Genomic DNA, 25780 nt, shown 5'->3' with positions numbered 1-25780 from the left:
GCCGTGGGGGTCAGCCCGGACCGAAGGCCTCGATCCGGGGTCCGTGCTGTTCGACGACGATGTCGCCGAGGACACGCAGACTCACCACGGGCGCGGCCGGTTCGCTCCGGGCGAGCGGGATGGACCGGATCTCCCGGCCGGTCGCGACGTCGCGGACGCTGATCCCGGTGGTACTCGGCAGCAGGAGTTGTCCCGCCATCATCTGGCCGGGTCCCAATGTGCCGGGGACCTGGTAGATCGGATTCAGTGTCTGGGCATTCAGGACGACGGTCGCCTTCCCGGTCCAGTAGGTGACGATCCCGTCGGAGGAGATCGGGGCGCTGCCGGCGGGTGGCGTCGAGTCGCCGGCAACGGTGTTGGTCCCCGCCGCGTTCGCGTCGGTGTCGAACCGGCGGATCGCCGGCCCGCTCTCGGCGTCGAACGTGGGCGGTTCGGCCGGTGCGGCGCCACCGTCGTACACGGCGATCCCCGACGACGACATCGCGATGACCACGGGCGGCGGTCCGCTCACGTCGCCGGTGATGAGGGTCGACCCGTACTGTTCGACCTTCTCGTCGTCGCCGAGTACCGCGCCGAGGACCGTGAGCCGATACCCGGGGTCGTCGGCGCAGCGTTCGACGACGGCCACGCGGTCTCCCGACACCACCGACGAGAACAGCTCGCAGTCGACGCGATCGGGCGCGTCCTCCGGTCGGACCGGCGCCTCGACCCGGCCGTATTCGATTCCGCGAACGAGATTGGAACCCCAGGTCTCCATCCGGCGGGGGCCCTGCGCGACGACGTACCCCGAGTCGGTCGCGAGCCGGACCTCCGGGTCGGCGTCGCTGGTGCGGGCGCCCTTCCGGCTGCCGGTGCCCGCATCGAGAGCGGTCACCTCCGAGCAACCGCGGCTGTTGCGGTACACGGCCAGCGCCATATCGGCGCTCCCGGTCCAGGCGGTACCGACCGCACACAGGTCGAGATCGCGGCTGTACGACCAGAGTTCGCGACCGGTGGCCGGGTCGTGCCCGACGACCCGTCCGCCGTTCCCGGTGACGACGGCGGAGGTGCCGATCGCCGGGGCGCGGGTGGCGTCGGAGTCGGCCCGCCAGCGTGCGACGAAACTCGCGGGCACAGACTGTGCCGGCTGCACCGCGGCGGGTTCGGCCGCGGCCGGCACGCTCACGGTGTGGCGAACCGGGCTGAGGGCCCAGGCGGTGACGCACAGGGCCGCGACGACGACCACGATGGCCGCGGTGACCGCGAGATCGATCGGGCGGCGCCGTTCGGGCCTGACTCGTGCCACGCGGGTCAGCCGGTGGTCAGTCGGCGACAGCTGCTGTGGACTCCGGCGCGCCGGCGTCGGACGCGGCGGTCTGCTCGCCGGCGGGCTTGCGGTTGGCGCCACCGCGGCGACGACGACGGCGGCGCGGCTTCGCGGTGCCGTCGGCGGCAGGCGTTCCGGCGTCGGCGCCGGACTCGGTCGTCGTGGTCTCGGTTGTCGCGGACTCGGCAGCCGATTCGGTGGACGTCCCATTGGCGTCCGTCTGTCCGCCCCGGGTGCGACGGCGGGTGCGGGTCGAGCGCTTGCGCGGCTCGCGGTCCGCGCGCGTCTCCCGGGTCTCGTCGGGGTCGCGCGGCGGCTTGGCGGCGGCGATCCGGCCCGTCTTCGACTCGTCGATCGACAGGTCCGACCGGAGGTGTTCCGACGTCGAGTAGGTCTCCGGCGGATCGGGGATACCGAGGTTCAGCGCCTTGTCGATGAGCTCCCAGCGGTGCAGCTCGTCCCAGTCGACGAGGGTCACCGCGATACCCGTGCGCCCGGCGCGACCGGTACGGCCGATGCGGTGCACGTAGGTCTTGTCGTCTTCGGGGCACTGGTAGTTGATGACATGGGTGACGTCGTCGATGTCGATGCCGCGGGCGGCCACGTCGGTGGCGACCAGCACGTCGATGGTGCCGTCGCGGAACCGCTTGAGCGCCTTCTCGCGGGCGACCTGGCCGAGATCGCCGTGGACCGCGCCGACCTTGAAGCCGCGCTCGGCGAGGTCGTCGGCGACCTTCTGCGCGGTGCGCTTGGTGCGGGTGAAGATCATCGTGGCGCCGCGACCCTCGGCCTGCAGGATGCGGGCGACGAGCTCGGCCTTGTCCAGCGCGTGCGCCCGGTAGGCGTACTGCTTGGTGCGGTCGTGGACCGCGGAGTCGTTGGCGTTCTCGGCCCGGATGTGGGTCGGCCGGTTCAGGAACGTGCGGGCCAGGGTGACGATCGGACCGGGCATGGTCGCCGAGAACAGCATCGTCTGACGAGGCGCCGGCAATGCGGACATGATGCGCTCGATGTCGGGCAGGAAGCCGAGGTCGAGCATCTCGTCGGCCTCGTCGAGGACCAGGATCGACACCTTGCCGAGGACGAGGTGGCCCTGCTGGGCGAGGTCGAGGAGCCGGCCCGGGGTGCCGACCACGACGTCGACGCCGGACTGCAGTTCGGCGATCTGCGACTCGTAGGGACGGCCACCATAGATCGAGGTGACCTTCAGGGGGCGCTTCGTGCCATCGGCCAGGGTGACCTCGAGCGACGGCGCCGCCACCTGGAGATCGCCGGTCACCTGCACGCACAGCTCGCGCGTGGGCACGATGATCAGCGCGCGGGGCGTGGTGTCCAGCGGACGGACCCCGGACTCCTCGGCATGGGCGAGCCGGTGCAGCAGCGGGATGCCGAAACCGAAGGTCTTGCCCATGCCGGTGCGGGCCTGGCCGATGAGGTCGTGGCCTTCGAGCGCCAGCGGCAGGGTCAGTTCCTGGATCGCGAAGGTGTGGGTCTTGCCGTCTGCGGCGAGGGCCGAGACGATACGGTCGTCGACGCCGAGCTCGGCGAAGGTGGGGGCGGTGTGGGTGTCGTCGACGATGGTCGTCTGCACGGCGGAATCGCTCATGTGCGGTTGTGTGCCTTTCTGGGCCGGTCTGCGCGCGATGTGTTTCGGTGCGCGCACGGAGAAGGCTCGAAAGTGCACGCGCATATGTCGTAGTGGCACCGGGGATGTGACCGGGTATCGCGAGGAACTCGCAGTTCGGCGAGCAACGCCGTCGTCACATCCACACGCTCGCGCCGGCGAGCACGCGCTCGACGCGCAGCTCAGCGGGCAAGCGACGGGGGGTCCCGTCGGAGTGCACCGCCGTCGAGTGTACTTGGTGCCCCGCGGCGGCCCGCTACCATCACCTCATGGCGCCTGCATCCGACCCGTCCGAGTCGACCCCGTCACCTGCGACGTCCACCTCGGTGGCGTCGGCCGAGATGCGGGATTCGGCGATCGGGAAGCTGTTCGCCGTGCTGCTCGCCGGCGAGTTCGCCGCGTTCCACCGGCTCATCGAGGAGTCGGCGATGGCGCCGGATGTGCCCAGCCGCATCGCGATCGCCCGGATGGCGGCCTCCGAGGTCGGCCACTTCGACCGGCTCGCCGAGCGGGTGGAGGCGATGACCGGCCTCGGCGCCGCGGAAGCCGTCGAGCGCTACCGTTCGGTGTTCGATCAGTATCACCGCGCGACGACGCCGAAGACCTGGTACGAGGCGCTGGTCAAGGCGTATGTCGGCGACGGACTCGCGGCCGACTTCTACGCCGAGCTCTCCGACATGCTGCCGCCGGACTCGCAGGCCGTGATGGCCGAGGTGATGTCGGAAACCGCCAACTCCCAGTTCGCCCGTGACCAGGTCCGGGCGGCCGTCGAGGCCGACCCGTCGATCAAATCGGCCCTGGTGCTGTGGGGCCGCCGGCTACTCGGCGAGGCCATCACCCATGCGCAGTGGGTTCTCGCCGCCGAGGAAGAGGTCACCGATCTGCTCTTCGCCGGGGCCAGTTCGCTGACCGGCGTCGCCGGGTTCTTCGACGTCGTCGCCGGCAAACACGCCGAGCGGATGGCCGACCTCGGCCTCGCCTGACCCGGACCTGACCACGGCGGTCTCGGCCGACGGTGTTTCGCTCTGAGCGGAGTGGCTGTCCCGCCGTACCCCGGCTGCACTAGCCTTGTGCGGCAAGCGTTGACAGACACCGAGGAGGGCGGCACATGGCCGTGGAAGTGAAGATCGGCATCACCGACAGCCCGCGGGAGCTCACCATCGCGTCGACCCTGACCAGCGACAAGGCCTTCGCCGAGGTCGAGGCGGCACTGGGTGGCAAGCAGCAGCTGTTGTCCCTCGTGGACGACAAGGGCGCCCGCTACCTCATCCCGGTCACCAAGATCGCCTATGTCGAGGTGGGCGCGTCGGAGAACCGCCGCGTCGGATTCGGTTCCTGACCGGCCGCACAACCAGATCGACGAGAAGGGGCCTGTACGCCGGATGGCGTGCAGGCCCCTTCTCGTGCCGCAAGTGGTTCAGGCGGTGCCGTTGACAGTCGGCCCGCTCGGCTCGCTCCCGGCGCCGGTCGCATCCGGCTGCGCGTCGGCCACACTCGGCTCGACAACCGGCTGCGCGTCAGCCGACGCCGTCTGTCGCGGGAAGTGCGACAACCCGCCCCAGAGGAGAGCGACCGTGGTGTCCACGGCGGTCTGCTTGTCGACCGGGCGCTTGGCCTCGAGCCAGTAGCGGGCGTTGACCTGGCTGGCACCGACGAGCCCCGACGCGAGCATCCGCGAACGGTACGGATCTAGACCGGAATCGTGCATGACCAGGCCGTACACGGCGTCGACGCACGCCTCGGTCGCGCCCTCCACCCGGCGGATGACGGCGGGATCGGAGGCGTCGGAGGAGAAGATCAACCGGTAGCCCGAGTTGTCCTGATCGATGAAGTCGAAGAAGGCCTGGACCGCGGCACGGACGCGCTTGAGGTTGTCGGTGGTCGTCCGCAGGGCGGTGTTGACGTCGCTGACCAGCTTCTCGGCGTGGCTGTCCACGACCGCGATGTAGAGGTCGAGCTTCGACGGGAAGTGTTGATACAGAACGGGTTTGCTCACTCCCGCGTGCACCGCGATCTCATCCATGCCGGCCGCGTGGTAGCCGCGTTCGACGAAGATCTCACTGGCCGCGTCGAGCAACTGCATACGTCGTGCGCTGCGCGGCAGGCGAGTGCTGCGGCCGGGCACGGCGGACGCGTTGGTTGCGGTCGACATGCCCAAGAGAGTACTCGGCGGAGCTTCCTGCGCAGTATCGGTGGTCTGCTGTGAGAAAGTTGACCGGTGAGCCGCACAGAGGACGGTGGCCCCGGGTCCGAGCGTGGCCGGGTGCGTGCCAAGGATGTCGGCCCGAGATCGTCGGGACGCCCCAGACCGGACCAGCCGCTACGAGCGCGCTGGGACCCGACCGACGACAGCGGACGTCCCCGCGTCGACCGCGATGCCCAGCCGGAATACAAGAAGCAGTCGGCGCTCGGGCGGTTCGTCTCGACCTATGGGTGGCGTGCCTATGCGATCCCGGTGCTCACGATCCTGACGATCGCGCTGATCGTCGTCACCATCCGGGACGGCCGGACCGATGCGCTCGAGCCGGCGGCGGCCGCCAGCCCCGACTCCGCGGCGCGCAACACCGACATCAGCAAGGAGACCCGCCCGATCGGTGCCCCCACCGGCGACATCCAGGCGGCCGCGCTGCCCGCCGGGACGCTGCCCCAGGGCGGCCCGTTCACCGACCGGGCCCGCAAGACGTTCCGGGTCCTGCGCGGCGGCGGTCCGCCCGTCGGCACCGGCGGGCAGGTGTACACCTACACGGTGGAGGTGGAGAACGGCCTCAACCCGCAGGACTACGGCGGTGACCCGACCTTCGCGAAGATGGTGGACACGACGCTCGCCAACCCGCGCAGCTGGATCGGCGACGGCCGCGTGTCCTTCCGCCGTGTCGACCGCGGCGAACCCGACCTCCGCATCTCGCTCACCTCGACCGGCACCACCCGCGAGTTGTGCGGCTACCAGATCCGCCTGGAGACCTCGTGCTATTACCCGCCGCAGGCGCGGGTCACGCTGAACGAAGCCCGATGGGTGCGCGGTGCGCTGTCCTATCAGGGTGACGACGTCGCCTACCGGCAGTACCTCATCAACCACGAGGTCGGTCACGGCATCGGCTACGAGGCGCACGAGGCGTGCCGCGAGGACGGCGCGCTCGCGCCGATCATGATGCAGCAGTCCTTCGGCGTCGCGAACTCCGAGATCATGGCTCTCGACCCACAGATGAAGGCCAACCGGACCTTCGTGTGCCGTCCCAATCCCTGGCCGTTCCCCACCCGCTGACCGGGAATGCCGCCGCGGACTCATCCGTTGTGCCGGGGGTACGTAGTCAGCCCGAACAATGGAGGCGTTCGTGTCATCGCAAGGGTCGCCCACAGGGTCGCTGCCGCCGCTGGTGGAACCGGCCGCGGAACTGAGCAACGAAGAGGTGGCCCGCTACAGCCGTCACCTGATCATCCCGGACGTGGGGATGGACGGTCAGAAGCGTCTGAAGAACGCCAAGGTGCTGGTGATCGGCGCCGGCGGACTGGGTTCGCCGACACTGCTGTACCTCGCTGCGGCGGGCGTCGGGACGATCGGCATCGTCGAGTTCGACATCGTCGACGAATCCAACCTGCAGCGCCAGGTCATCCACGGCCAGTCCGACATCGGCCGGCCCAAGGCCGAGAGCGCGCGGGACTCCATCCTGGAGATCAACCCCTTCGTCACCGTCAACCTGCATGACCAGCGGCTCGAGCCCGAGGGTGCGATCGAACTGTTCTCGCAGTACGACCTCATCCTCGACGGCACCGACAACTTCGCGACCCGGTACCTGGTCAACGACGCCGCGGTCCTCGCGCACAAGCCCTACGTGTGGGGGTCGATCTACCGCTTCGAGGGTCAGGCCTCGGTCTTCTGGGAGGACGCCCCCGACGGCCGCGGTCTCAACTACCGCGACCTTTACCCGCAGGCACCGCCGCCCGGGATGGTGCCGTCCTGCGCCGAAGGCGGTGTACTCGGCATCCTCTGCGCCTCGATCGGATCGATCATGGGCACCGAGGCCATCAAGCTGATCTGTGGGATCGGCGAGCCCCTCCTCGGTCGTCTCATGGTTTACGACGCCCTCGACATGACCTACCGGACCATCAAGATCCGCAAGGATCCGGAGGGTGAGCGGATCGCCGGTCTCATCGACTACGACGACTTCTGCGGTGTCGTCTCCTCGGAGGCGTCCGACGCCGCCGCGGGGTCGACGCTGACCGCCGTCGAACTCAAGCAGAAGATCGACGCGGGCGAGAAGCTGGCGATCATCGACGTCCGGGAGCCCGTCGAATGGGACATCGTCCGCATCGACGGCGCGACCCTCATCCCGAAGGGCGACATCCTCTCCGGCGAGGGTCTCGCCAAGGTGCCGCAGGACCGGCCCACCGTGCTCTACTGCAAGACCGGCATCCGGTCCGCCGAGGCGCTCGCTGCGCTGAAGCGAGCCGGTTTCGCCGACGCCACGCACCTGCAGGGCGGCGTGACCGCGTGGGCGAACCAGGTCGACAAGACGTTGCCGGTCTACTGAGCCCGGTCATCGATCCGCACGTCGGTGCGGGTACTTGCCGCGTGCCTTCCGGAAACGGACTACCGCGCTCGGTAATCTGGCCGACGTGAACACCGTCGAGCCGCCCGGACACGTGTTGAACACGTTCGGGCTCACCGCCCACCCGCCCATCGCGATGGGGGAATCGTGGGTCGGCGGGTGGCGTGTCGGCGAAGTCGTGCTCTCACTGGTTCCCGACCACGCGCGCGCCGCGTGGTCGGCGTCGGTGCGCGAATCCCTGTTCGTGGAGGGGATGCGCATCGCGCGTCCGTTCCGCGCCACCGACGGCCGGTATGTGGTGTCGGGCTGGCGGGCCGACACCTACATCGCCGGGACGCCCGAACCGCGGCACGACGAGGTCGTCCTGGTCGCCGACCGGCTGCACGAGGCGACCGCCTCGCTCGAACGGCCCCGGTTCCTGCTGCAGCCGCCTGCTCCGCCGCACACCGACGTCGACGTGTTCACCGCGGCCGATCGTGCCGCCTGGGAGGACGTCCCGCTGCGCTCGGCCCGGGCCGCCGGTATGGCCGAGCCGACCGCACCCGACGGTGTGCAGAGCGTCGACATGCTGAAAACCCTTGCGAAGCTTCGTAAGCCGGTGGACCTGCCGTCTCAGGTCGTGCACGGTGACCTCTTCGGCACGGTGCTGTTCGCCGGTGCCGCGGCCCCGGGGATCACCGACATCGTCCCGTACTGGCGGCCCGCCCCGTGGGCGGCGGCGGTCGCGGTGGTCGACGCCCTGGCGTGGGGTGGTGCCGACACCGAACTCATCCAGCGATGGTCGGATCAGCCCGAGTGGCCGCAGATGATGCTGCGGGCGACGATGTTCCGGTTGGCAGTCCACGCGCTGCACCCGCGGTCGACCTCGGGCGCACTGCCCGGGTTGCAGCGAGTCGTCGAACATGTACGTTTACTCGTATAACCGCAGCTCACAGCCCTGACTGACCGCTGACAGGGTTCTCACAACGCCCGCGTGACGGAGTGAGGACAACGTGACGATGCGGTCACCTCGCGGAAAATCCGCGCAACACGCCCCCTTCACACTTGGTCTCGAGTCGCACGACACCGGTGTCGGCGTCTTCCACGACAGCCACCACTGCACGCCGCCCTGTGCACGGCAGTGACACCACGTAGACCAGCAACCATCGGAGGCGGAGCCTTGGCATTCGCAGATCTCAGAGCACAACTGACACGGGACCACACGATCACCGACTGGGACCCGGAGGACCGGGTCGCCTGGGACAACGGCAATGCCGCGATCGCCAAGCGCAACCTGATCTGGTCGGTCATCTGTGAGCACGTCGGATTCTCGATCTGGTCCCTGTTCTCGGTGATGGCCCTGTTCATGGGCCCCGAGTACGGCATCAGCATGGACCAGAAGTTCGTCATCGCCGCCACCGCGACCCTGGTCGGCTCCTGCCTGCGCATCCCGTACACGCAGGCCACCGCCAAGTTCGGCGGCCGCAACTGGGCGATCTTCTCCGCCGTCGTGCTGCTCATCCCGACCGGGCTGACGATGATGCTGATGATGAACCCGGGCGAGTTCGGGTTCGGCTGGTTCCTCGCCGTCGCGGCCATCACCGGTTTCGGTGGCGGCAACTTCGCGTCGTCGATGACCAACATCAACGCGTTCTACCCGCAACGGCTGAAGGGCTGGGCGCTCGGACTCAACGCCGGCGGCGGCAACATCGGCGTGCCGGTCGTGCAGGTCATCGGTCTGCTGGTCATCTGGCTCGCCGCCGACCAGCCCGAGATCGTGTGCGCCATCTACCTCGTCGCCCTGGCCGTCGCCGGTATCGGTGCCGCCCTCTACATGGACAACCTGGACCACCAGACGGCCAGCGGTCGGGCGATGCTCGACTGCCTCAAATACCGCGACACGTGGCTGATCTGCCTGCTCTACATCGGTACGTTCGGTTCGTTCATCGGCTTCGGGTTCGCGTTCGGCCAGGTCCTCAACATCAGTTTCACCGAGGCCGGAGTCGCGAAGCCGGCGCTGGCAGCAGCGCAGATCGTCTGGATCGGCCCGCTGCTGGGGTCGGTCATCCGTCCCTACGGCGGAAAACTGGCCGATCGCGTCGGCGGTGGCAAGGTGACGCTGTACACCTTCATCGCGATGGTCTTCTCCGCGGCGATCCTCGTGGTCGCCGGCACGATCGCCGACAACAACGGCAAGACGATCACCGGCGCCACGTTGACGGCCTTCATCATCGGCTTCATCCTGCTGTTCCTGCTCTCGGGCCTGGCCAACGGGTCGGTCTACAAGATCATCCCGACCATCTGGGAGCACAAGGCGCAGGCGCAGAGCGGACTGAATTCGCTCGGGAAGACGAAGTGGTCGCGGAGCATGTCCGGCGCGCTCATCGGGATCGCCGGTGCCGCAGGCGGTCTCGGCGGTGTGGGTATCAACCTGGTGCTGCGCGCCAGCTACCAGTCCAACAAGTCGGCGACGATGGCCTTCTGGGTGTTCATGGTCTTCTACGTCCTGGCAGCGGTCGTGACCTGGTGGTTCTACGCCCGGCGCCCGATCGTCATCGCGGAGACCACCGATCTCGCGGTCACCGGTGCCCATGACGAAACGGCACCGACTGTCGACGGGACCGCATCGACCGGTGCTGCCGCCGAGGGCACCGACAAGCAGGCAACCAAGGAAGCGCTGGCCTGATCCTCACGGGACCGGCGAGGCAAGGGAGCAAAGAGCAGTGAACAGCGAAACCGCAACGCGCACAACCAAGACAGTGGTGGTGGTGGGCCATGGCATGGTCGGTCACCGCTTCGTCCAGGCGCTCCGCGAGCGTGACGCGACCGACCTGTGGCGTATCGAGATCGTCAGCGAGGAGATCGACCCGGCCTACGACCGGGTGGGGCTGTCCTCGTATGTCGGTGCCTGGCTTCGGGATTCTCTCGCACTCGAGGGGAACACGTACGCCGGGGACGATCGGGTCGTCACGCATCTGGGCGAGACCGTCACCGGCATCGATCGAGACGCCCGCCGGGTCGTCACCTCGAGCGGTCGCGAGATCGACTACGACGCAGTCGTTCTGGCCACCGGTTCCTACGCTTTCGTCCCGCCGGTTCCCGGCCACGACAACGACCGGTGCTTCGTCTACCGCACCCTCGACGACCTCGACGACATCCGGGCCGCGGCCGAGGCCGCCGGTCCGGGTGCGACGGGTGTGGTCGTCGGCGGCGGCCTGCTCGGACTCGAGGCCGCCAACGCACTCAAGCTCATGGGGATGACCCCGCACGTGGTGGAGTTTGCCCCGCGTCTGATGCCGATGCAGGTCGACGAGGGTGGCGGCGCGATCCTGAAGAACCTGGTGACCGAGCTCGGACTCGAGGTCCACACCGGGGTCGGGACGTCGGAGATCGCCGACGCCGAGGACGGCGGCCTGCGGGTCACGCTGTCCGACGAGTCGACGATCGACGCCTCGCTCGTGGTGTTCTCCGCCGGCGTCCGACCGCGCGATCAGCTCGCTCGGGACGCGGGACTGGCCGTCGGCGAGCGCGGCGGCGTGCTCGTCGACGCCGGTTGTGGAACCGACGACGAGAACGTCTACGCCATCGGCGAGGTCGCCGCCGTCGAAGGCCGCTGCTACGGCCTCGTCGCCCCCGGTTACTCGACCGCCGAGGTGGTCGCCGACCGTCTGCTCGGCGGGACGTCGGAATTTCCCGGTGCCGACCTGTCCACGAAGCTGAAGCTCCTCGGCGTCGACGTGGCCAGCTTCGGGGATGCGTTCGGCACCACTGAGAACGCGCTGGAGATCACCTACCACGACGCGGTCGCCGGCCGGTACGCGAAGATCGTCGTCAGCGACGACGCGAAGACGCTGCTCGGCGGAATCCTGGTCGGCGACGCATCGGCCTACGCGATGCTCAAGCCGATGGTCGGCCGGGAGATCCCGGGCGACCCGGCGGCCCTCATCGCACCCGAGGGCGGCGCTGCGGTGGGTATGGACGCACTGCCCGACGACGCGGAGATCTGCTCGTGCAACGGCGTCTCGAAGGGTGCCATCTGCTCGGCGATCGCCGACGGCGCGTGCGACATCGCCGCGGTCAAGGGCTGCACCTCGGCCGGCACCACCTGCGGTGGCTGCCTGCCCAGCATCAAGCAACTGCTCGCCGCGTCCGGGGTCGAACTGAGCAAGTCGCTGTGCGACCACTTCACCCAGTCGCGCGCCGAGCTGTTCGAGATCGTCGCGGTGACCGGTATCCGCACGTTCTCCGAACTCGTCGACCGGTACGGCAGCGGGCAGGGTTGCGAGATCTGCAAGCCGACGGTCGCGTCGATCCTCGCGTCGACCTCCAGCGACCACATCCTCGAGGGCGAGCAGGCCGCGCTGCAGGACACCAACGACCACTTCCTGGCGAACATGCAGAAGAACGGCTCGTACTCGGTCGTGCCGCGGATGCCCGGTGGCGAGGTCACGCCCGAGCAGCTGATCGTGATCGGTGAGATCGCGCGCGACTTCGGGCTGTACACCAAGGTGACCGGTGGGCAGCGGATCGACCTGTTCGGTGCGCGCGTCGATCAGTTGCCCGAGATCTGGCGGCGCCTCGTCGACGCCGGGATGGAGTCGGGGCAGGCGTACGGCAAGAGCCTGCGGACGGTGAAGAGTTGCGTCGGTTCGACGTGGTGCCGGTACGGCGTGCAGGACTCGGTCGGCATGGCCGTGCTCCTGGAGAAGCGGTACCGCGGACTGCGCTCACCCCACAAGATCAAGTTCGGGGTCTCGGGATGTGCCCGCGAGTGCGCCGAGGCGAGGGGCAAGGACGTCGGCGTCATCGCCACCGAGCACGGCTGGAACCTCTACGTCGGCGGCAACGGCGGCCAGAGCCCGAAGCATGCGGTGCTGCTCGCCAGCGGAGTGGATGACGAGACCCTCGTCGCCTACATTGATCGGTACCTCATGTTCTACATCCGAACCGCCGATCGACTGCAGCGCACGGCGCCGTGGCTGGAGTCGCTCGAAGGTGGTCTCGACCATCTGAAGGACGTGGTGTGTGAGGACAGCCTGGGGCTCGCCGCCGAACTCGAGGAGGCGATGGCCCGCCACGTCGGCGGTTACCAGGACGAGTGGGCCGCGGTGCTCGCGGACGAGGACAAGCTGAAGCGGTTCGTCTCGTTCGTGAATGCGCCCGATGTCGTCGACCCGACGATCCGGTTCTCCGAGTACGAGCGCAAGGCGCCGGTGCTGCTCGACATGCCGGCGGTCCGTCCGGGTGCGACCGCTCCGTCGGGCCCCGATGGAGTGAGCGAGCGACCGGTGAGAGAAGGAGTGCCCACATGACCATCGCGCCAGGGGAGGCCGACACCATGTCCGCAGAGACGACACCCACCGGCGCCGCCACGGAGTGTGAGGGGAGCTGGGTGCGCGCTTGTTTGATCGACGACCTGATCGTCGGTCGCGGCGTCGCCGTGCTGGGTCCCGAGGGTGTGCAGGCCGCGCTGTTCCGTCTGCCCGCCGCCGAGTCCGATCGCGAGGCGGCGCCCGGGCGCTCCCGCCTGTACGCGATCGGCAACATCGATCCGTTCGGTCGCGCCGCGGTCCTCTCCCGGGGACTCACCGGCGACCGCGGGGGCGAACCCACCGTCGCCTCGCCGCTGGGTAAACAGGTCTTCGCGCTGCGCACCGGGATCTGCCTGGACGACGAGACGGTGTCGGTCCCCAGCTACGGTGTGCGGGTGGTCAACCGCATCGTCGAGGTGTTCTTCCCGGCGTGAACACCATGACCCCCGCCGGTGCAGACCCTGCCGGCGCAACCTCACCGGACCCCGACCCGTTGCCGCTCGCCGGTTTCACGATCGGGATCACCGCCGCGCGTCGCGCCGAGGAGTTCGCGGTACTGCTGGAACGACGCGGTGCCGAGGTGATGCAGGCCCCGACCATCCGCATCCTGCCGCTGGTCGACGACACCGAACTCGAGCGGGTGACCGAGGAACTCATCGCCCACCCGCCCGAGGTGATGGTCGCCACGACCGGTATCGGCTTCCGCGGGTGGGTCGAGGCCGCCGACGGGTGGGGTAACGCCGAGGCCGTCCTACGGGCGCTGTCCGATAGCCGGCTGATCGCACGCGGCCCGAAGGCCAAGGGCGCGATCCGGGCGGCGGGGCTGCGCGAGGAGTGGTCGCCGGAGAGCGAGTCCTCCTCGGAGGTCCTCGACCGGCTGCTGGAAGAGGGCGTCGACGGCGTCCGGATCGCGGTGCAGTTGCACGGTGCCACCAGCGAGTGGGAACCGCTGCCGGACTTCTGCACGGTGCTGCGCGCCGCCGGTGCCGAGGTGGTGCCGATCCCGGTGTACCGCTGGCATATGCACCCCGACGTGGCGCGCATCGACAAGATGATCGGCGCGGTGCTCCGCGGCGATCTCGACGCGATCACCTTCACCAGCGCTCCGGCGGCGGCGTCGATCCTGACCCGTGCCAAAGAACTCGGCAAGCTGCAGCAGTTCATCCACGCACTGCGGACCGCGGTACCGGTCATGTGCGTGGGTTCGGTGACCGCCAGTCCGCTGGAGGCGCTGCAGATCCCGACGATCTACCCGCGCCGGTTCCGTCTCGGTGCGCTCGCGCGCCTGATCACCGACGAACTGCCGCGGCGGAGCCACCTGCTGCGGGTCGCCGGGCACGACACCGCCATCCGCGGCCAGGCCGTCGTGGTCGACGGTGAGCTCCGTGAGATGTCGGCGACGAGTCTGCTCCTGCTCAAACTGTTGGCCCGCAACCCCGGTCGCGTGGTCTCGCGGCAGGAGTTGCTCGCCGGTCTGCCCGGTGACAGCTCCGACACCCATGCGGTCGAGGTCGCCGTTGCTCGACTCCGTGCCGCACTCGGGGATTCGAAGATGGTGCAGACCGTCGTCAAGCGTGGTTACCGGCTTGCGGTCGACCTCGAGTACGACGTCGAAGACGAATGAGAAGGAAGCGAGAACACATGCACGACAACCATGTACGGCTTCCGCACGGTGACCGGTTGCAGGGGTACAGCCCCGTCCTGGTCGCGCACGGGACTCGTAACCCGCACGGGGTCAACGTCATCGCCCAGATCGCCGAAGCCGTCAGCAACCGCATCGGGCTCACCCGCACCGCATTCGTCGACGTCCTCGGACCGACGCCGAGCGAGGTCATCGCCGACCTGGAGCGTCCGGCGGTGCTGGTGCCCGCGTTCCTCGCCTCGGGCTACCACGTCCGCAAGGACCTGCCCGAACACGTCGCGGCCGCCGGCCGGGCGGACACCGTCGTCACCCGGGCGCTGGGTCCCGATCCGGCCATCGCCTCGGTCGCCCGACTCCGTCTGGCCGAAGCGGGCTGGGAACCGGGCGATGCGGTCGTGCTCGCCGCCGCCGGGTCATCGGACGAGAGTGCCTGCGGGCAGGTTCATCTGGCCGCCCGGCAGCTGGAATCGCTGATCGGCGGACGGGTCGAGGTCGGGTTCATCACGACCGCGACCCCCACTGTGCCCGAGGCCGTCGAGCGGGCCCGGCGCACGGGACGGCGGGTCGTGATCGCCAGCCACCTCCTCGCCCCGGGCCTGTTCCATCAGCGCCTGAGCACCTACGGCGCGGACGCGGTCGCCGCACCCCTGGGGCCGGACCCCAGGATCGTCGACCTGATCGTGACGCGGATGCGTGCGGCCATCAGTCCGTACCGACGTATGCCGGTCCCGCGCCACGTCTGAGCTGCCCCGCAAACCCACCCTTTTTCGGCATATCCAGCACCCTCCAAGGGGGTGGGTATGCCGAGAACAGGTGGGTTTGCGGGTCGGTCACGTGGCGGGGTCCCACCGGCACTCGCGCAGTCGGATTCGCCCGTCGGTGACCGGAACACCCTCCGCCCGCAGCCGTTCCAGCTGACGAGTCGCGAGATGCGGCGCCGGCCGGCCGCCGGCGGGCACCACACGGTGCCAGGGCAGGTCGGCCGAATCGGTCCGCATGATCCAGCCGACGATCCGCGGGCTCGACAACCCGGCCGCGGCGGCCAGGTCGCCGTAAGTGCTCACCTGGCCGGCCGGAATGGCCGACACGAGTGCGCGGACCTGTTCGACCTGCTCCTCGGTGATGGCTGCCATCGTCGCCTCGACAGATGTCGTCGCTACAGCAGCGATCGGACCAGCGCGGCCGCGAGCCCGGGCTCGAGGAACGGCACCATGTGGCCGCAGTCGGCATGGTGGACGGTGACCTCGTCGCTGCGCTCGCTCGCGCACGCATCGAGGAAGGCCGGCCGCACGAACGGGGGCTGGACCTGGTCGGCGACCACCACGTGGGTGGGCACACCTGGCGGCGGAAGCACTGCGGGCCTTGCCATCTCGCTCCACGACGCCGCTGCGGCGGGTGCGCTCACCCGCCAGCCGACCCGGCGCGCGGCCGGGGGACGGAGGTGTTCGGCGAGTTCGGCCTCCATGAGCTGGTCGGGAACGGAGGCCCAGCCCTCCGCACGTTTCGCGGCGCGGGCGGTGTCGGCATCCGCGTAGTCCCAGTTGTCGAGACTGTCGGTGGCCACGTCGAGCGCGAATTCGGGGTCGAGGCCCTGCGCGGGGTCGAGCAGCACCAGCCCCTTCACCGCATCCGGGCGGCGGTTGGCCAGGTGCAACGCCAGCGCGCCACCGAACGAGTGACCCACGACGACCACCGGATGCTCATCGGCGGGGATGTGTTCGTCGATCACCGCGGACAACGCCCGCACCTGGTGCTCGATGCTCCATGGCGGTCGCCACGGGGACCGGCCGTGACCGATCAGATCCGGCGCGACGAGGCGCACGCCGGGGAGGTGATCGGTCAGCGCTGCCCAGCGGCGGCCGTGCCCGGTGAGTCCGTGGATCGCGAGAACCGCAGGACCGCTGCCGAAGACATGCGTGTTGAGAGCTGTCACCCGTCCATCCTGCCGTACGCCGCGCGGCGGACTCTGACACAGGTCGCGGGGACACAGGTCGCGGGCACGGCCGACGAGGCCGTCGGTGGGCCGTGATTCGATGGGTGCATGAGTCGGAAACCGGGTGCCCAGACCCCGCGGAGCGCGCTGCGTGCGCGACTCGTCGCGGCCCCCGACCCGACGGACCGGACCCGGTACTGGCCACCGTCGGTGGCGCAGGTGATCGACCCGCCCACGAGTCGGCCGGCGGACGAGGAGCAGGCGTGGCGCCCGGTGCGGGTGCACGGCGGCCCCGGGAGCGGAAAGACCGCGCTGATCGTCGACGCCGCGGTCGCCCGCCTGCTCGACCCCGCCACCGATCCGGAGTCGGTCCTCGTCCTGGCGTCGAGCCGACGCGCCGCCGTCGCGCTCCGGGAGGAGATCACCCGGCGCGTCCTGTCCGCGGGCTCGAGCGGTCGCCGGGTGCTCGGCGGTGCGCTGCGCGAGCCACTGGTGCGGACCGTGCACTCCTACGCCTTCGCGATCCTCCGCTTACAGGCGCAGGCCCACAACAATCCGCCGCCGCGCCTCATCACGGGGTCCGAACAGGATGTCGTCCTGCGTGAACTGCTCGCCGGTGACATCGAGGACGGCGCCGGGTACTGGCCTGCCCACCTACGGCCCGCGCTGGGCACCGACGGGTTCGCCCAGGCGTTGCGCGACCTGATGATGCGCGCCGCCGAACGCGGGGTGGGTCCGGAAGAGCTTGCCGCGCTGGGGCGTACGCACAAACGACCGGAGTGGGCCGCGGCCGCCCGGGCCTACGCGCAGTACGAGCAGAACATGCTGCTGCGCGGGGCGGTCGGGCTCGAGACCCCGGGGGCCTCGGCGCCCGCGGTCGACGCGGCCGAATTGATCGGGTCGGCCCTGTCGGCCTTCGCCACCGATCCCGACCTGCTGAGCGGCGAGCGTCGTCGTATCCGGCATCTGCTGGTCGATGACGCGCAGCATCTCGACCCGCAGGCGGCGCAGCTCATCACGCTGGTCGGCACCGGAACCCTCTCGACGATCATCGCCGCCGACACCGACCAGTCCGTGTTCGGATTCCGGGGTGCGAGTCCGCGATTCGCGGACGGGCTGGCCGAACCGGGCAGCCCGCTCGACATCCTGCTGGAACACGATCACCGCGCCCGGCCCGAGCTGTCCCGCCTCGGGCGCGCGATCGCCGCCCGGCTGCCCGGCGCTCGCCCGCACCCGTATCCCGACCCGGTGACGGATTCGGCCGACGCCGACCCGGGCGCGGCCGATGGGGGAGGCGCGGCCGCGGTGCGCGTGTACGGGTCTGCCGCGAAAGAGGCCACCGCCATCGCCGACCTCCTGCGGCGTGCGCATCTGTTCGACGGGGTCCCGTGGTCGCAGATGGCGGTCGTCGTCCGGTCGGTGTCACTGGCCCTGCCGCCGCTCCGACGCGCCTTCCGGTCCGCGGGCGTACCCCTGACGACGCCCGCGAGCGACCTGCCCCTGCATCGGCAACGAGCCGTCATCGGACTGATGCTGGTGCTGCGCGCCGTCGCCGCGCGGGCGGCCGCGGGAGCAGATGCCGACCTGCCCGACACCACCGACCCGGAGACCACCGACCTGTTCACCAGCGAGCTCTTCAGCACCGAGGACACGCTCACGTTGCTGTCCGGTCCGATCGGGGCGGCCGACCCGGGCTCGATGCGCCGTCTCCGACGCGGTGTGCGGCGTCTCGACGATGCCGATGACCCAGCAGGACAACCGGATTCGCTCACGTCGCTGACCCGCGCCATCCTCGACCCCGAGGTCGGCGCGCGCTATCGCCGACGGCTCACCGAGACCGAGGCGGCGCCGCTGGCCCGCGTGCTGGACGTCGTCGGTGCGGCCCAGCGGGTCCATGACGCGCGCCGCGGGATCGAGGAGACCCTGTGGGCGGCGTGGCAGGCCACGGGACTCGAGCGGCGGTGGGCGGCATCGGCGGTCCGCGGCGGCCCGGCCGGTGAACAGGCCGACCGCGACCTCGACGCGGTCATGGCGATGTTCGAATCCGCCGCGGATTTCACCGACACGCTGCCCGCGGCCGGGCCCGCCGGATTCGTGCACTACCTGTCCCAGTTGCAGATCCCGCGCGACAGCCGAACAGCCACCGCCGCAACCGAGTCGGTGACCGTGCTGTCCGCGCACGCCGCGGTGGGGCGGGAATGGGAGGTCGTCGCCGTCGCCGGGGTCCAGGACGGACTGTGGCCGTCGCTGCGCAGCCGGGGTGGCGTTCTCGCCACCGGGCAACTCGTCGACCTCCTCGACGGTATGGCCGCCGACGCCGTGGACACCGTCGCCCGTGGGGCGACGGCACTCGCCGACGAGCGCCGGCTCTTCCTCGTCGCCTGCACCAGGGCGCGAAGCCGGCTGCTCGTGACCGCGGTCGAGGACGGCAGCGGGGACGCCTCGCCGTCGCGGTTCATCACCGAGCTCGCAGATCTGGTGGGGGACAACGACGATCCGGCCGAGTCGGCCCGCGCCGAGGTACGGCTCGATCCAGGCGTCGACCGGGTGCTCTCGTTGCCGTCCCTCGTCGCGACACTGCGGTCGGCGGTGATCGCCGGCGTCGACGAACCCGATGCACCCCGGACGAAGGCCGCGGCGCGTCTGCTGGCCGAGCTCGCCGACTCCGACATCCCGGGTGCGCACCCGCGCGACTGGTTCGGGCTCGCCGCACCCAGCACCGACGATCCGCTGTGGACGCCGGAGTCGGGGGCGCTGACGCTCTCACCGTCGAATGTCGATGCACTGACCCGCTGTTCGCTGCGGTGGGTGCTCGAACGCAACGGCGGCCGCGACGGCGACGGCACCCCCGCGCTGACCGGCAGTCTCGTGCACACGCTCGTCCAGGCGGTGGCAGGCCAGCTCGACCCGGCTGAGGTGACGGCGGCGCTGCGCGGCATCTGGGAACGGGTCGACACCGGGGCGGGCTGGTACTCGGCTCGCGAACTCGAACGGGCCGAGGGCATGCTGGGGCACTTCCGGGAGTGGCTGCGCATCTCGCGTGCCGATCTCGAGGAGGTGGGCGTCGAATTGCCGATCGACGCAACCATTCCCGCGGCGTCGGGGCCGGATTCCGACGAGCCCGCGGTCCGTCTGCGCGGGCGTGTCGACCGCCTCGAGACCGATGGCGCCGGCCGCCCGGTCGTCGTCGACGTGAAGACCTCGAAGAACCCCATCACCAAGGCCGACGCCGACGAGCACGCGCAGATGGCGGCCTATCAGGTGGCGTTGGCGCACGGCGGCGTGCCCCAGTTCGGCGACGCCGCGCCGGGCGGCGCCCGACTCGTCTACGTGTCGACCGCGAACCGCAATTCCGGTGCGGCCGAGCGTGTTCAGTCGCCGCTCACGCCGGAGTTGCTGGACGAGTGGATCGGGGTGGTGCGTCGCGCGGCCCGGGCGAGTATCGGTCCGACGTACAGCGCGACGCCCAACCCGGGCTGTGTGCACTGCAACCTCACCACCAGCTGTCCGGCCCAGATCCCGGGGAAGGCGGTCACCGATGACTGACCTGCAGGATCGGACCGAACGGCCGATGGTCGGGGCGAAGTCGCTGGCCGCGGCGCTGGGTCTGCCCGATCCCACGCCCGAGCAGGTGGCCGTGATCGAGGCACCCATGGAGCCGATGCTCGTCGTCGCCGGAGCCGGGGCCGGCAAGACCGAGACGATGGCCTCACGCGTGGTGTGGCTGGTGGCCAACCAGCTCGTGGCCCCCGACGAGATCCTCGGACTCACCTTCACGCGCAAGGCCGCGAGCGAACTCGGCGCCCGCATCCGGCGTCGGCTCTCGATGCTTGCCGGGTCGCCGGCGCTGCGGAACTGGGATCCCGACGGCGCGTTGGCCGCCCGCCTGCGCGGCGCCGACCCCGAGGTGAGCACCTATCACGCCTACGCCGGCCGGTTGATCGCCGACTACGGGCTGCTGCTGCCGGTGGAACCGTCGTCGACGCTGCTCACCGAGACCGAGCTCTGGCAGCTCGCGTTCTCCCTCGTCTCCGCGTGGCCGGGCGAGCTGAACACCAAGAAGGTGCCGGCGAGTGTCACCGAGGCGGTGCTCAAGCTGTACGGCGAGATGTCCGAGCACCTCGTCGACATCGCCGACCTCGCGCAGGCGGGTTCGACGCTGTACGAACTCGTCGACACCCTCCCGAAGGGCCCCAAGCAGCGTGACAAACCGACCCAGGCGCTGCTGAAGGTCCAGGAGGTCATCGACGAACGTCGCGAGCTGATCCCGATGGTCATAGCGCTGGGCGAGACGATGCGCGCCCAGTCCGCGCTCGACTTCGGCAGCCAGATGTCGCTGGCGGCACGGCTGGTGGTGTCCAATTCCGAGGTCGTGACCGCCGAGCGCACCGCCTTCCGCGCGGTTCTCCTCGACGAGTACCAGGACACCGGCCACTCGCAACGGGTGTTGCTGTCGACCCTGTTCGGCGGGCACGGCCGCGCGCCGGTCGCGGTCACCTCGGTCGGCGACCCCATCCAGTCCATCTACGGGTGGCGTGGCGCCTCGGCGGCCAACCTGCCGCGGTTCGCGCGCGACTTCCCACGACCCGACGGGACCCCGGCCCGGCGCCTCGAACTGCTCACCAGCTGGCGCAACTCGGCCCAGGGCTTGCGGTTGGCGAATCAGATCTCCGCGGAGCTCCGACGCCGCGGTATCCCGGTCAGTGTGCTCCGGCCGCGTCCCGATGCCCCGGACGGAACGGCGTCGATCGCCCTGACCGAAACGGTTCTGGACGAACGGAACTGGATCGCCGACGCCATCGAGGAACGCTACCAGGCGGCCGAGGCCGCAGACGTCGCGCCGCCGACCACCGCGATCCTGGTGCGCCGCAACGAGGATTCGGCGCCGCTGGCCGCCGAGCTCGAGAGTCGGGGCATCCCCACCGAGGTGGTCGGCATCGGCGGGCTGCTGCACGTCCCGGAGATCGAGGACATCGTCGCGACCCTGCGCGTGATGGCCGACCCGATGGCCGGGACCGCGGTCATGCGTCTGCTCACCGGGGCCCGCTGGCGGCTCGGCGCCAAGGACCTCGCCGCGCTCTGGCGTCGGGCCACCAACCTGGCGGCGGAGAGCTTCGCCGAGGCGGGCGGGGTGGTCACCAGCAGGGAAGCGCTCGACGCCGCACTCGATGCGGTGCTGCCCACCGAGATCGTCGACCGGGCGGGCATCGCCGACGCCGTCGTCGACCCGGGCGAACCCACCGACTACAGCCCCGAGGGTTACGCCCGCATCCGGGCGTTCGGGGCGCAGTTGGAGTCACTGCGCCGTCGCATCGGACAACCACTGCCCGAACTCGTCGCCGACGTGGAGAACACGATCGGGGTCGGCGTCGAGGCGCAGATCCGGGCGCGCCGCATGCGGGGTGCGATCACCGGCCGCGAACATCTCGACGCCTTCGCCGACTACGTCAGTCATTACGCCGATCGTCCGGGAGCGAATCTGCCTGGGCTGCTCGCCTTCCTGGATGCTGCCGAGACCATCGAGAAGGGTCTCGAACCGGGCCGCATCGAGGTGGCCGAACAGCGGGTGCAGATCCTCACCGTGCACGCGGCCAAGGGCCTCGAGTGGGATGTCGTCGCGATCCCGCACCTGGCGAAGGGGATCTTCCCCAGCGCCAAGGCCGACACCACATGGCTGGGCAGTGCGCGCGAACTCCCGGCGGACCTGCGCGGCGATCTGGCGATCCCGGCCGAGGCGGCCGACGGTGCGCCGGAGGGGTTCCCGATCCTGAAGATCGACACCGTCGCCGACCGCAAGCAGCTCGAGGACGCCCTGACCGACCACAAGGCCGCGATCGGCGAACGGCGACTCGAGGAAGATCGGCGGCTGCTCTATGTGGCGCTCACCCGCGCCCGGCACGACCTGCTGATCTCGGCCCACCACTGGTCGGAGACCGGCGACAAGCCGCGCGGCGGTTCGGATTTCTTCGACGAGTTGATGACCGGCATCGATGAGGCGATCGCCGACCCGAGCGTCGACTCGACCGGTCTGTCGATCGCGGTGCGGACGCCACCGCCCGAGCCGGACAGCCCGAATCCGTTGGCCGAACGCGCGATCGCGGCGCCGTGGCCGCGCGATCCGCTCGCCGGCCGCCGCGACTCGGTACAGCGGGCGGCCGATCTGGTCGCCGACGCCATCGCCGGCCGCGCGGCGCCCGCGCTGTTCGACGCACCGGCCGTGCATTCCGATTCCGTCGGCGCCGAATCCGGCGCCGCGTCACCGGTCGATCCCGCGGACGAGATCGGGGCGTGGGAGGCCGAGGTGTCGGCCCTGCTCGCCGAGCATCATCAGGCCAACCAGGCGCTCGTCGAGGTGTCGTTGCCGACCCATCTGTCCGTCAGCCAGCTGGTCGAACTGGACGCCGACGAGGCCGAGTTCGCTCGTCGGCTCCGCCGGCCCACCCCGTTCCGGCCCAATCCGATGGCCCGGCGCGGCACCGCGTTCCACGCCTGGGTGGAACGCTGGTTCGGGGCGACACGGCTCCTCGACATCGACGAACTGCCCGGCGCCGCCGACGCGACCGCGAGTCCCGACGCCGATCTCGAGGAACTACGGGCCGCGTTCCTCTCCTCGCCCTGGGCGAATCGCAGCCCGACCGAGGTGGAGGTGCCCTTCGAGACCGTCATCGGCGGGATCGTCGTGCGCGGACGGATCGACGCGGTCTTCGCCGAGAAGGACGGTTCGTGGACGGTCGTGGACTGGAAGACCGGTGTGATCCCCGAACCCGCCCGCCGGGAATCACTCTTCATCCAGCTCGCCGCGTACCGCCTGGCGTGGGCGCAGCTGGCCGGGGTGGAGCCGACCAAGGTCCGCGCCGCGTTCCACTATGTGCGCGACGGGCACACCCTGGAGGCCGACGACCTGCCCGACGAGGCGACCCTCGCCGCGAAGCTGGCCCGCTGAGCGCGCCGGTGCCCCGGGACAGCTCCCGCCACATGCCTTGTGATGCCCCGAGGTGGGCTACATTGCAGCGTGTGAGCGAACTCGACGTGCGCGTGCGTGCCGGTGGCTAACCGTCTGCGCCGACGCTTCGGCGGTACCGAGCTGGCCAACCGGCCCGACCACGCACTGGTCGGCGTCGTCCGCATCCCCGAACTCCAGCAGAGCCCGAGCCGGGCGATCGGTCGGCGCGTCTTCTGGGCGACCCTGGCGCTGTTGTTCACCTCGGTCGTGGTCTGGCTGGATCGCGCCGGCTATCGCGATGCCCAGGACAACGAGCTGTCCTACCTGGACGCGCTCTACTACTCCGCGGTGACCCTCTCCACGACCGGCTACGGCGACATCACACCGATCACCCCGTTCGCCCGTTTCATCAACCTCGTCATCATCACGCCGTTGCGCGTGCTGTTCCTGATCGTGCTGATCGGTACCACCCTCGAGGTGCTCACCGAACGGTCGCGCCAGGCGCTCAAGATCCAGCGTTGGAGGAATACCGTGCGCAATCACACCGTGGTCATCGGCTACGGCACCAAGGGCCGCACCGCGGTGGACGCCATGCGGGGCGACGGCATCAAGCCCTCCGAGATCGTCGTCGTCGACGCGGACGCCACCGTGCTCGAGGCAGCCGCCTCCGACGGGCTGGTCACCGTGCGCGGCGATGCCACCAAGTCGGATGTGCTCCGCCTCGCCGGTGTCGCGCACGCCGCCAGCATCGTCGTCGCCACCAGCCGCGACGACACCGCGGTCCTCGCCACGCTCACCGCCCGCGAACTCAATCCACGGGCGAAGATCGTCGCGTCGATCCGGGAGTCGGAGAACACCCACCTGATGCGCCAGTCCGGCGCCAACTCGGTGGTGGTGTCGTCGGAGACCGCCGGCCGCCTCCTCGGGATCGCGACGATGACCCCGTCGGTGGTCGAGGTGATCGAGGACCTCCTCACCCCGGACGCCGGCTATGCCATCGCCGAACGCGAGGTCGACCCGACCGAGACCGGCGGATCGCCCGCGCACACCCGCGACATCGTCCTGGGTGTCGTGCGGAACGGTGTGCTGCACCGCGTCGACGACAGCGAGGTCGAACAGATCGAGGTCGGTGACCGGCTGCTGTACGTCCGCACGAACCCCAACGACGATTGATCGTTCCGTGATCGAGAAAGGCCGTGTCACCGTGCATTTCGACATGCCCCAGCCGCCGCTGCTGTCGCGGGCGGTGTTCGACCGGGCGGACGCGATCCGCGACGACGCCGAGCGGATGGCCGCCGGCTGGCCGACGGCCAAGGTGCTGTTGATCGACGCGGCCGGCCGCTACCCGGTCACCGATTCCGGTGCGCTGCACTGGGTTGCGGCTCCGGCCGTGGCCGAGGCGCCGCCCGGGGATGCGGTGATCCTCGGCTTCGACGGGTCGGGCGGCGCCGGTGGAGCCGACCTGTGGACGCGCCGGGTGGACCACATCGACGGACCGACCGATGACGCCCGACGCGGTGCGACGCGACTGTCCGCCGACGAGGCGGGGCTCCTCGCGACCGCCCTGGGAATCCTGAACTGGCATGCGACCGCGAGTCATTCACCGGTCGACGGTTCCGTCACCCGGCCGGCCCGCGGTGGTTGGGTCCGGCGCAGTGTGGATTCCGGCCGCGACGAGTTCCCGCGGACCGACCCGGCGATCATCACCGTCGTCCACGACGGCGCCGATCGCATCCTGCTCGGCCGCCAGTCGGTGTGGCCGCAGGGTTGGTATTCGACGCTGGCCGGCTTCGTCGAGCCGGGGGAGTCGCTCGAACAGTGCGTCCTGCGCGAGGTGTACGAAGAGGTCGGGATCGTGGTGCGGGAACCGCGCTACCTCGGCAGTCAGCCGTGGCCGTTCCCGCGGTCGCTGATGCTGGGATTCGCCGCACTCGGCGACCCGGCCGACGAGTTGGCGTTCCTCGACGGCGAGATCGGCGATGCGCAGTGGTTCCATCGCGACGAGGTCCGGGCGGCGCTGGCCCGGGGCGACGGCTGGTCCCGCGCCGAGGCGCCGGGTTCCGACGACGCCGACCGTCTGCGCCTCCCCGGATCGATCTCCATCGCTCGTTCGATGATCGAGGCCTGGGCGGCCGGATAGACCGGCCGCCGTCGCGCTGGACTCATCGCCGGCCGACCGGACTCAGACGCCCAGCTTCGCCTTCACGTCGGCGATCGACGGGTTGGTGGCGGTGGTGCCGTCGGCATAGAGGACGGTCGGGACGACATGGTTGCCGCCGTTCACGCTGCCCACGAACTCGGCGGCGTCCGGGTTCAGCTCGATGTCGATCTCCTGCCAGCTGATACCGCTGCTCTTGAGGCCGCGCTTCAGGCGCGCGCAGAAGCCGCACCACGACGTGGTGTACATGGTCAGCTCACCGGAGTCGGAGGTGCGGGCGCCGGCCTCGTCGTCGATCACGTTGCTCATGGGTCCCATAACACCATGTCCGGGCCT

At 70.1% G+C, this 25780-nt stretch carries 20 protein-coding genes; 14 read left to right on the top strand and 6 right to left on the bottom strand.

The window, feature by feature from the left end; translation table 11 throughout:
- Positions 1 to 10: 10 nt before the first annotated feature.
- Entirely contained in the window at positions 11 to 1285 is a 1275-nt protein-coding gene (locus QAD21_RS17545) for a hypothetical protein (protein ID WP_055475549.1), read from the bottom strand.
- 16 nt (positions 1286 to 1301) lie between these two features.
- The gene (locus QAD21_RS17540; RefSeq protein WP_055475609.1) at positions 1302 to 2912 is read right to left on the bottom strand and encodes a DEAD/DEAH box helicase; all 1611 of its coding nucleotides are present in this window, start codon (positions 2910 to 2912) and stop codon (positions 1302 to 1304) included.
- A 287-nt stretch (positions 2913 to 3199) separates the two neighbouring features.
- Between QAD21_RS17540 and QAD21_RS17535 the strand changes: the two genes are divergently transcribed.
- Both QAD21_RS17535 and QAD21_RS17530 read left to right on the top strand, forming a co-directional pair.
- Positions 3200 to 3913, top strand: coding sequence for a ferritin-like fold-containing protein (locus tag QAD21_RS17535; RefSeq protein WP_083207443.1), 714 nt, complete (start codon positions 3200 to 3202; stop codon positions 3911 to 3913).
- A 125-nt stretch (positions 3914 to 4038) separates the two neighbouring features.
- Complete coding sequence (locus QAD21_RS17530; protein ID WP_004023442.1) at positions 4039 to 4269, top strand: DUF3107 domain-containing protein; 231 nt, start codon at positions 4039 to 4041, stop codon at positions 4267 to 4269.
- Positions 4270 to 4347: 78 nt separating this feature from the next.
- On the opposite strand, the gene QAD21_RS17525 is transcribed toward QAD21_RS17530, so the two are convergent.
- A complete protein-coding gene (locus QAD21_RS17525; protein WP_055475548.1) occupies positions 4348 to 5082 on the bottom strand; it encodes a TetR/AcrR family transcriptional regulator in 735 nt (244 codons plus the stop codon).
- Positions 5083 to 5148: 66 nt separating this feature from the next.
- On the opposite strand from QAD21_RS17525, the gene QAD21_RS17520 reads away from it, so the two are divergent.
- The 8 genes from QAD21_RS17520 (at position 5149) to QAD21_RS17485 (ending at position 15153) form a co-directional block, all read left to right on the top strand.
- On the top strand, positions 5149 to 6192 hold the full coding sequence (locus tag QAD21_RS17520; RefSeq protein WP_055475547.1) for a DUF3152 domain-containing protein: 1044 nt from the start codon (positions 5149 to 5151) through the stop codon (positions 6190 to 6192).
- 58 nt (positions 6193 to 6250) lie between these two features.
- Positions 6251 to 7459, top strand: a complete 1209-nt coding sequence (gene moeZ / locus QAD21_RS17515) for an adenylyltransferase/sulfurtransferase MoeZ (protein WP_055475546.1) — start codon at positions 6251 to 6253, stop codon at positions 7457 to 7459.
- An 85-nt stretch (positions 7460 to 7544) separates the two neighbouring features.
- Entirely contained in the window at positions 7545 to 8399 is an 855-nt protein-coding gene (locus QAD21_RS17510; RefSeq protein ID WP_055475607.1) for a TIGR02569 family protein, read from the top strand.
- A 237-nt stretch (positions 8400 to 8636) separates the two neighbouring features.
- Positions 8637 to 10142, top strand: coding sequence for a nitrate/nitrite transporter (locus QAD21_RS17505; RefSeq protein WP_165629754.1), 1506 nt, complete (start codon positions 8637 to 8639; stop codon positions 10140 to 10142).
- Positions 10143 to 10179: 37 nt separating this feature from the next.
- Positions 10180 to 12768, top strand: a complete 2589-nt coding sequence (gene nirB, locus QAD21_RS17500) for a nitrite reductase large subunit NirB (RefSeq protein WP_165629755.1) — start codon at positions 10180 to 10182, stop codon at positions 12766 to 12768.
- A gap of 26 nt (positions 12769 to 12794) precedes the next feature.
- Positions 12795 to 13202, top strand: a complete 408-nt coding sequence (locus tag QAD21_RS17495) for a nitrite reductase (NAD(P)H) small subunit family protein (RefSeq protein ID WP_175401174.1) — start codon at positions 12795 to 12797, stop codon at positions 13200 to 13202.
- 5 nt (positions 13203 to 13207) lie between these two features.
- Positions 13208 to 14392 carry a uroporphyrinogen-III synthase gene (locus QAD21_RS17490; protein WP_207624962.1) on the top strand — a complete coding sequence of 395 codons (1185 nt, stop codon included), beginning with the start codon at positions 13208 to 13210 and terminating at the stop codon, positions 14390 to 14392.
- 17 nt (positions 14393 to 14409) lie between these two features.
- Complete coding sequence (locus QAD21_RS17485) at positions 14410 to 15153, top strand: sirohydrochlorin chelatase (protein ID WP_280359899.1); 744 nt, start codon at positions 14410 to 14412, stop codon at positions 15151 to 15153.
- 87 nt (positions 15154 to 15240) lie between these two features.
- Here QAD21_RS17485 and QAD21_RS17480 read toward each other — a convergent pair whose 3' ends face one another.
- Both QAD21_RS17480 and QAD21_RS17475 read right to left on the bottom strand, forming a co-directional pair.
- Complete coding sequence (locus tag QAD21_RS17480) at positions 15241 to 15543, bottom strand: MGMT family protein (RefSeq protein WP_055475541.1); 303 nt, start codon at positions 15541 to 15543, stop codon at positions 15241 to 15243.
- Between the two features lie 23 nt (positions 15544 to 15566).
- On the bottom strand, positions 15567 to 16343 hold the full coding sequence (locus QAD21_RS17475) for an alpha/beta fold hydrolase (RefSeq protein WP_280359898.1): 777 nt from the start codon (positions 16341 to 16343) through the stop codon (positions 15567 to 15569).
- A gap of 108 nt (positions 16344 to 16451) precedes the next feature.
- On the opposite strand from QAD21_RS17475, the gene QAD21_RS17470 reads away from it, so the two are divergent.
- The 4 genes from QAD21_RS17470 (at position 16452) to nudC (ending at position 25426) form a co-directional block, all read left to right on the top strand.
- Entirely contained in the window at positions 16452 to 19889 is a 3438-nt protein-coding gene (locus tag QAD21_RS17470; protein ID WP_068970014.1) for an ATP-dependent DNA helicase, read from the top strand.
- Positions 19882 to 23286 carry a UvrD-helicase domain-containing protein gene (locus QAD21_RS17465; protein ID WP_280359897.1) on the top strand — a complete coding sequence of 1135 codons (3405 nt, stop codon included), beginning with the start codon at positions 19882 to 19884 and terminating at the stop codon, positions 23284 to 23286. Before QAD21_RS17470 ends, QAD21_RS17465 begins: the two co-directional genes overlap by 8 nt.
- Before the next feature lie 102 nt (positions 23287 to 23388).
- Positions 23389 to 24459, top strand: a complete 1071-nt coding sequence (locus tag QAD21_RS17460; RefSeq protein WP_058252009.1) for a potassium channel family protein — start codon at positions 23389 to 23391, stop codon at positions 24457 to 24459.
- A gap of 31 nt (positions 24460 to 24490) precedes the next feature.
- Entirely contained in the window at positions 24491 to 25426 is a 936-nt protein-coding gene (gene nudC / locus QAD21_RS17455; RefSeq protein ID WP_280361772.1) for an NAD(+) diphosphatase, read from the top strand.
- 42 nt (positions 25427 to 25468) lie between these two features.
- Here nudC and QAD21_RS17450 read toward each other — a convergent pair whose 3' ends face one another.
- Positions 25469 to 25753: a mycoredoxin gene (locus tag QAD21_RS17450; RefSeq protein WP_058251890.1), complete on the bottom strand. Its 285-nt coding sequence runs from the start codon at positions 25751 to 25753 to the stop codon at positions 25469 to 25471.
- Between the last annotated feature and the right edge of the window lie 27 nt (positions 25754 to 25780).

Source organism: Gordonia sp. SMJS1, assembly GCF_029866425.1.
Classification (GTDB): Bacteria; Actinomycetota; Actinomycetes; order Mycobacteriales; family Mycobacteriaceae; genus Gordonia; species Gordonia hongkongensis.
The sequence above is the reverse complement of the archived record's forward strand: the minus strand, read 5'-3'. Positions and strand labels throughout refer to the sequence as shown.

Bases quoted from the DNA above. Each gene is read 5' to 3' on its own strand.
- QAD21_RS17540 (WP_055475609.1), bottom strand. From the start codon at position 2,912: ATGAGCGATTCCGCCGTGCAGACGACCATCGTCGACGACACCCACACC.
- QAD21_RS17535 (WP_083207443.1), top strand. From the start codon at position 3,200: ATGGCGCCTGCATCCGACCCGTCCGAGTCGACCCCGTCACCTGCGACG.
- QAD21_RS17530 (WP_004023442.1), top strand. From the start codon at position 4,039: ATGGCCGTGGAAGTGAAGATCGGCATCACCGACAGCCCGCGGGAGCTC.
- QAD21_RS17525 (WP_055475548.1), bottom strand. From the start codon at position 5,082: ATGTCGACCGCAACCAACGCGTCCGCCGTGCCCGGCCGCAGCACTCGC.
- moeZ (WP_055475546.1), top strand. From the start codon at position 6,251: ATGGAGGCGTTCGTGTCATCGCAAGGGTCGCCCACAGGGTCGCTGCCG.
- QAD21_RS17495 (WP_175401174.1), top strand. From the start codon at position 12,795: ATGTCCGCAGAGACGACACCCACCGGCGCCGCCACGGAGTGTGAGGGG.
- QAD21_RS17490 (WP_207624962.1), top strand. From the start codon at position 13,208: ATGACCCCCGCCGGTGCAGACCCTGCCGGCGCAACCTCACCGGACCCC.
- QAD21_RS17485 (WP_280359899.1), top strand. From the start codon at position 14,410: ATGCACGACAACCATGTACGGCTTCCGCACGGTGACCGGTTGCAGGGG.
- QAD21_RS17480 (WP_055475541.1), bottom strand. From the start codon at position 15,543: ATGGCAGCCATCACCGAGGAGCAGGTCGAACAGGTCCGCGCACTCGTG.
- QAD21_RS17470 (WP_068970014.1), top strand. From the start codon at position 16,452: ATGAGTCGGAAACCGGGTGCCCAGACCCCGCGGAGCGCGCTGCGTGCG.
- QAD21_RS17465 (WP_280359897.1), top strand. From the start codon at position 19,882: ATGACTGACCTGCAGGATCGGACCGAACGGCCGATGGTCGGGGCGAAG.
- QAD21_RS17450 (WP_058251890.1), bottom strand. From the start codon at position 25,753: ATGAGCAACGTGATCGACGACGAGGCCGGCGCCCGCACCTCCGACTCC.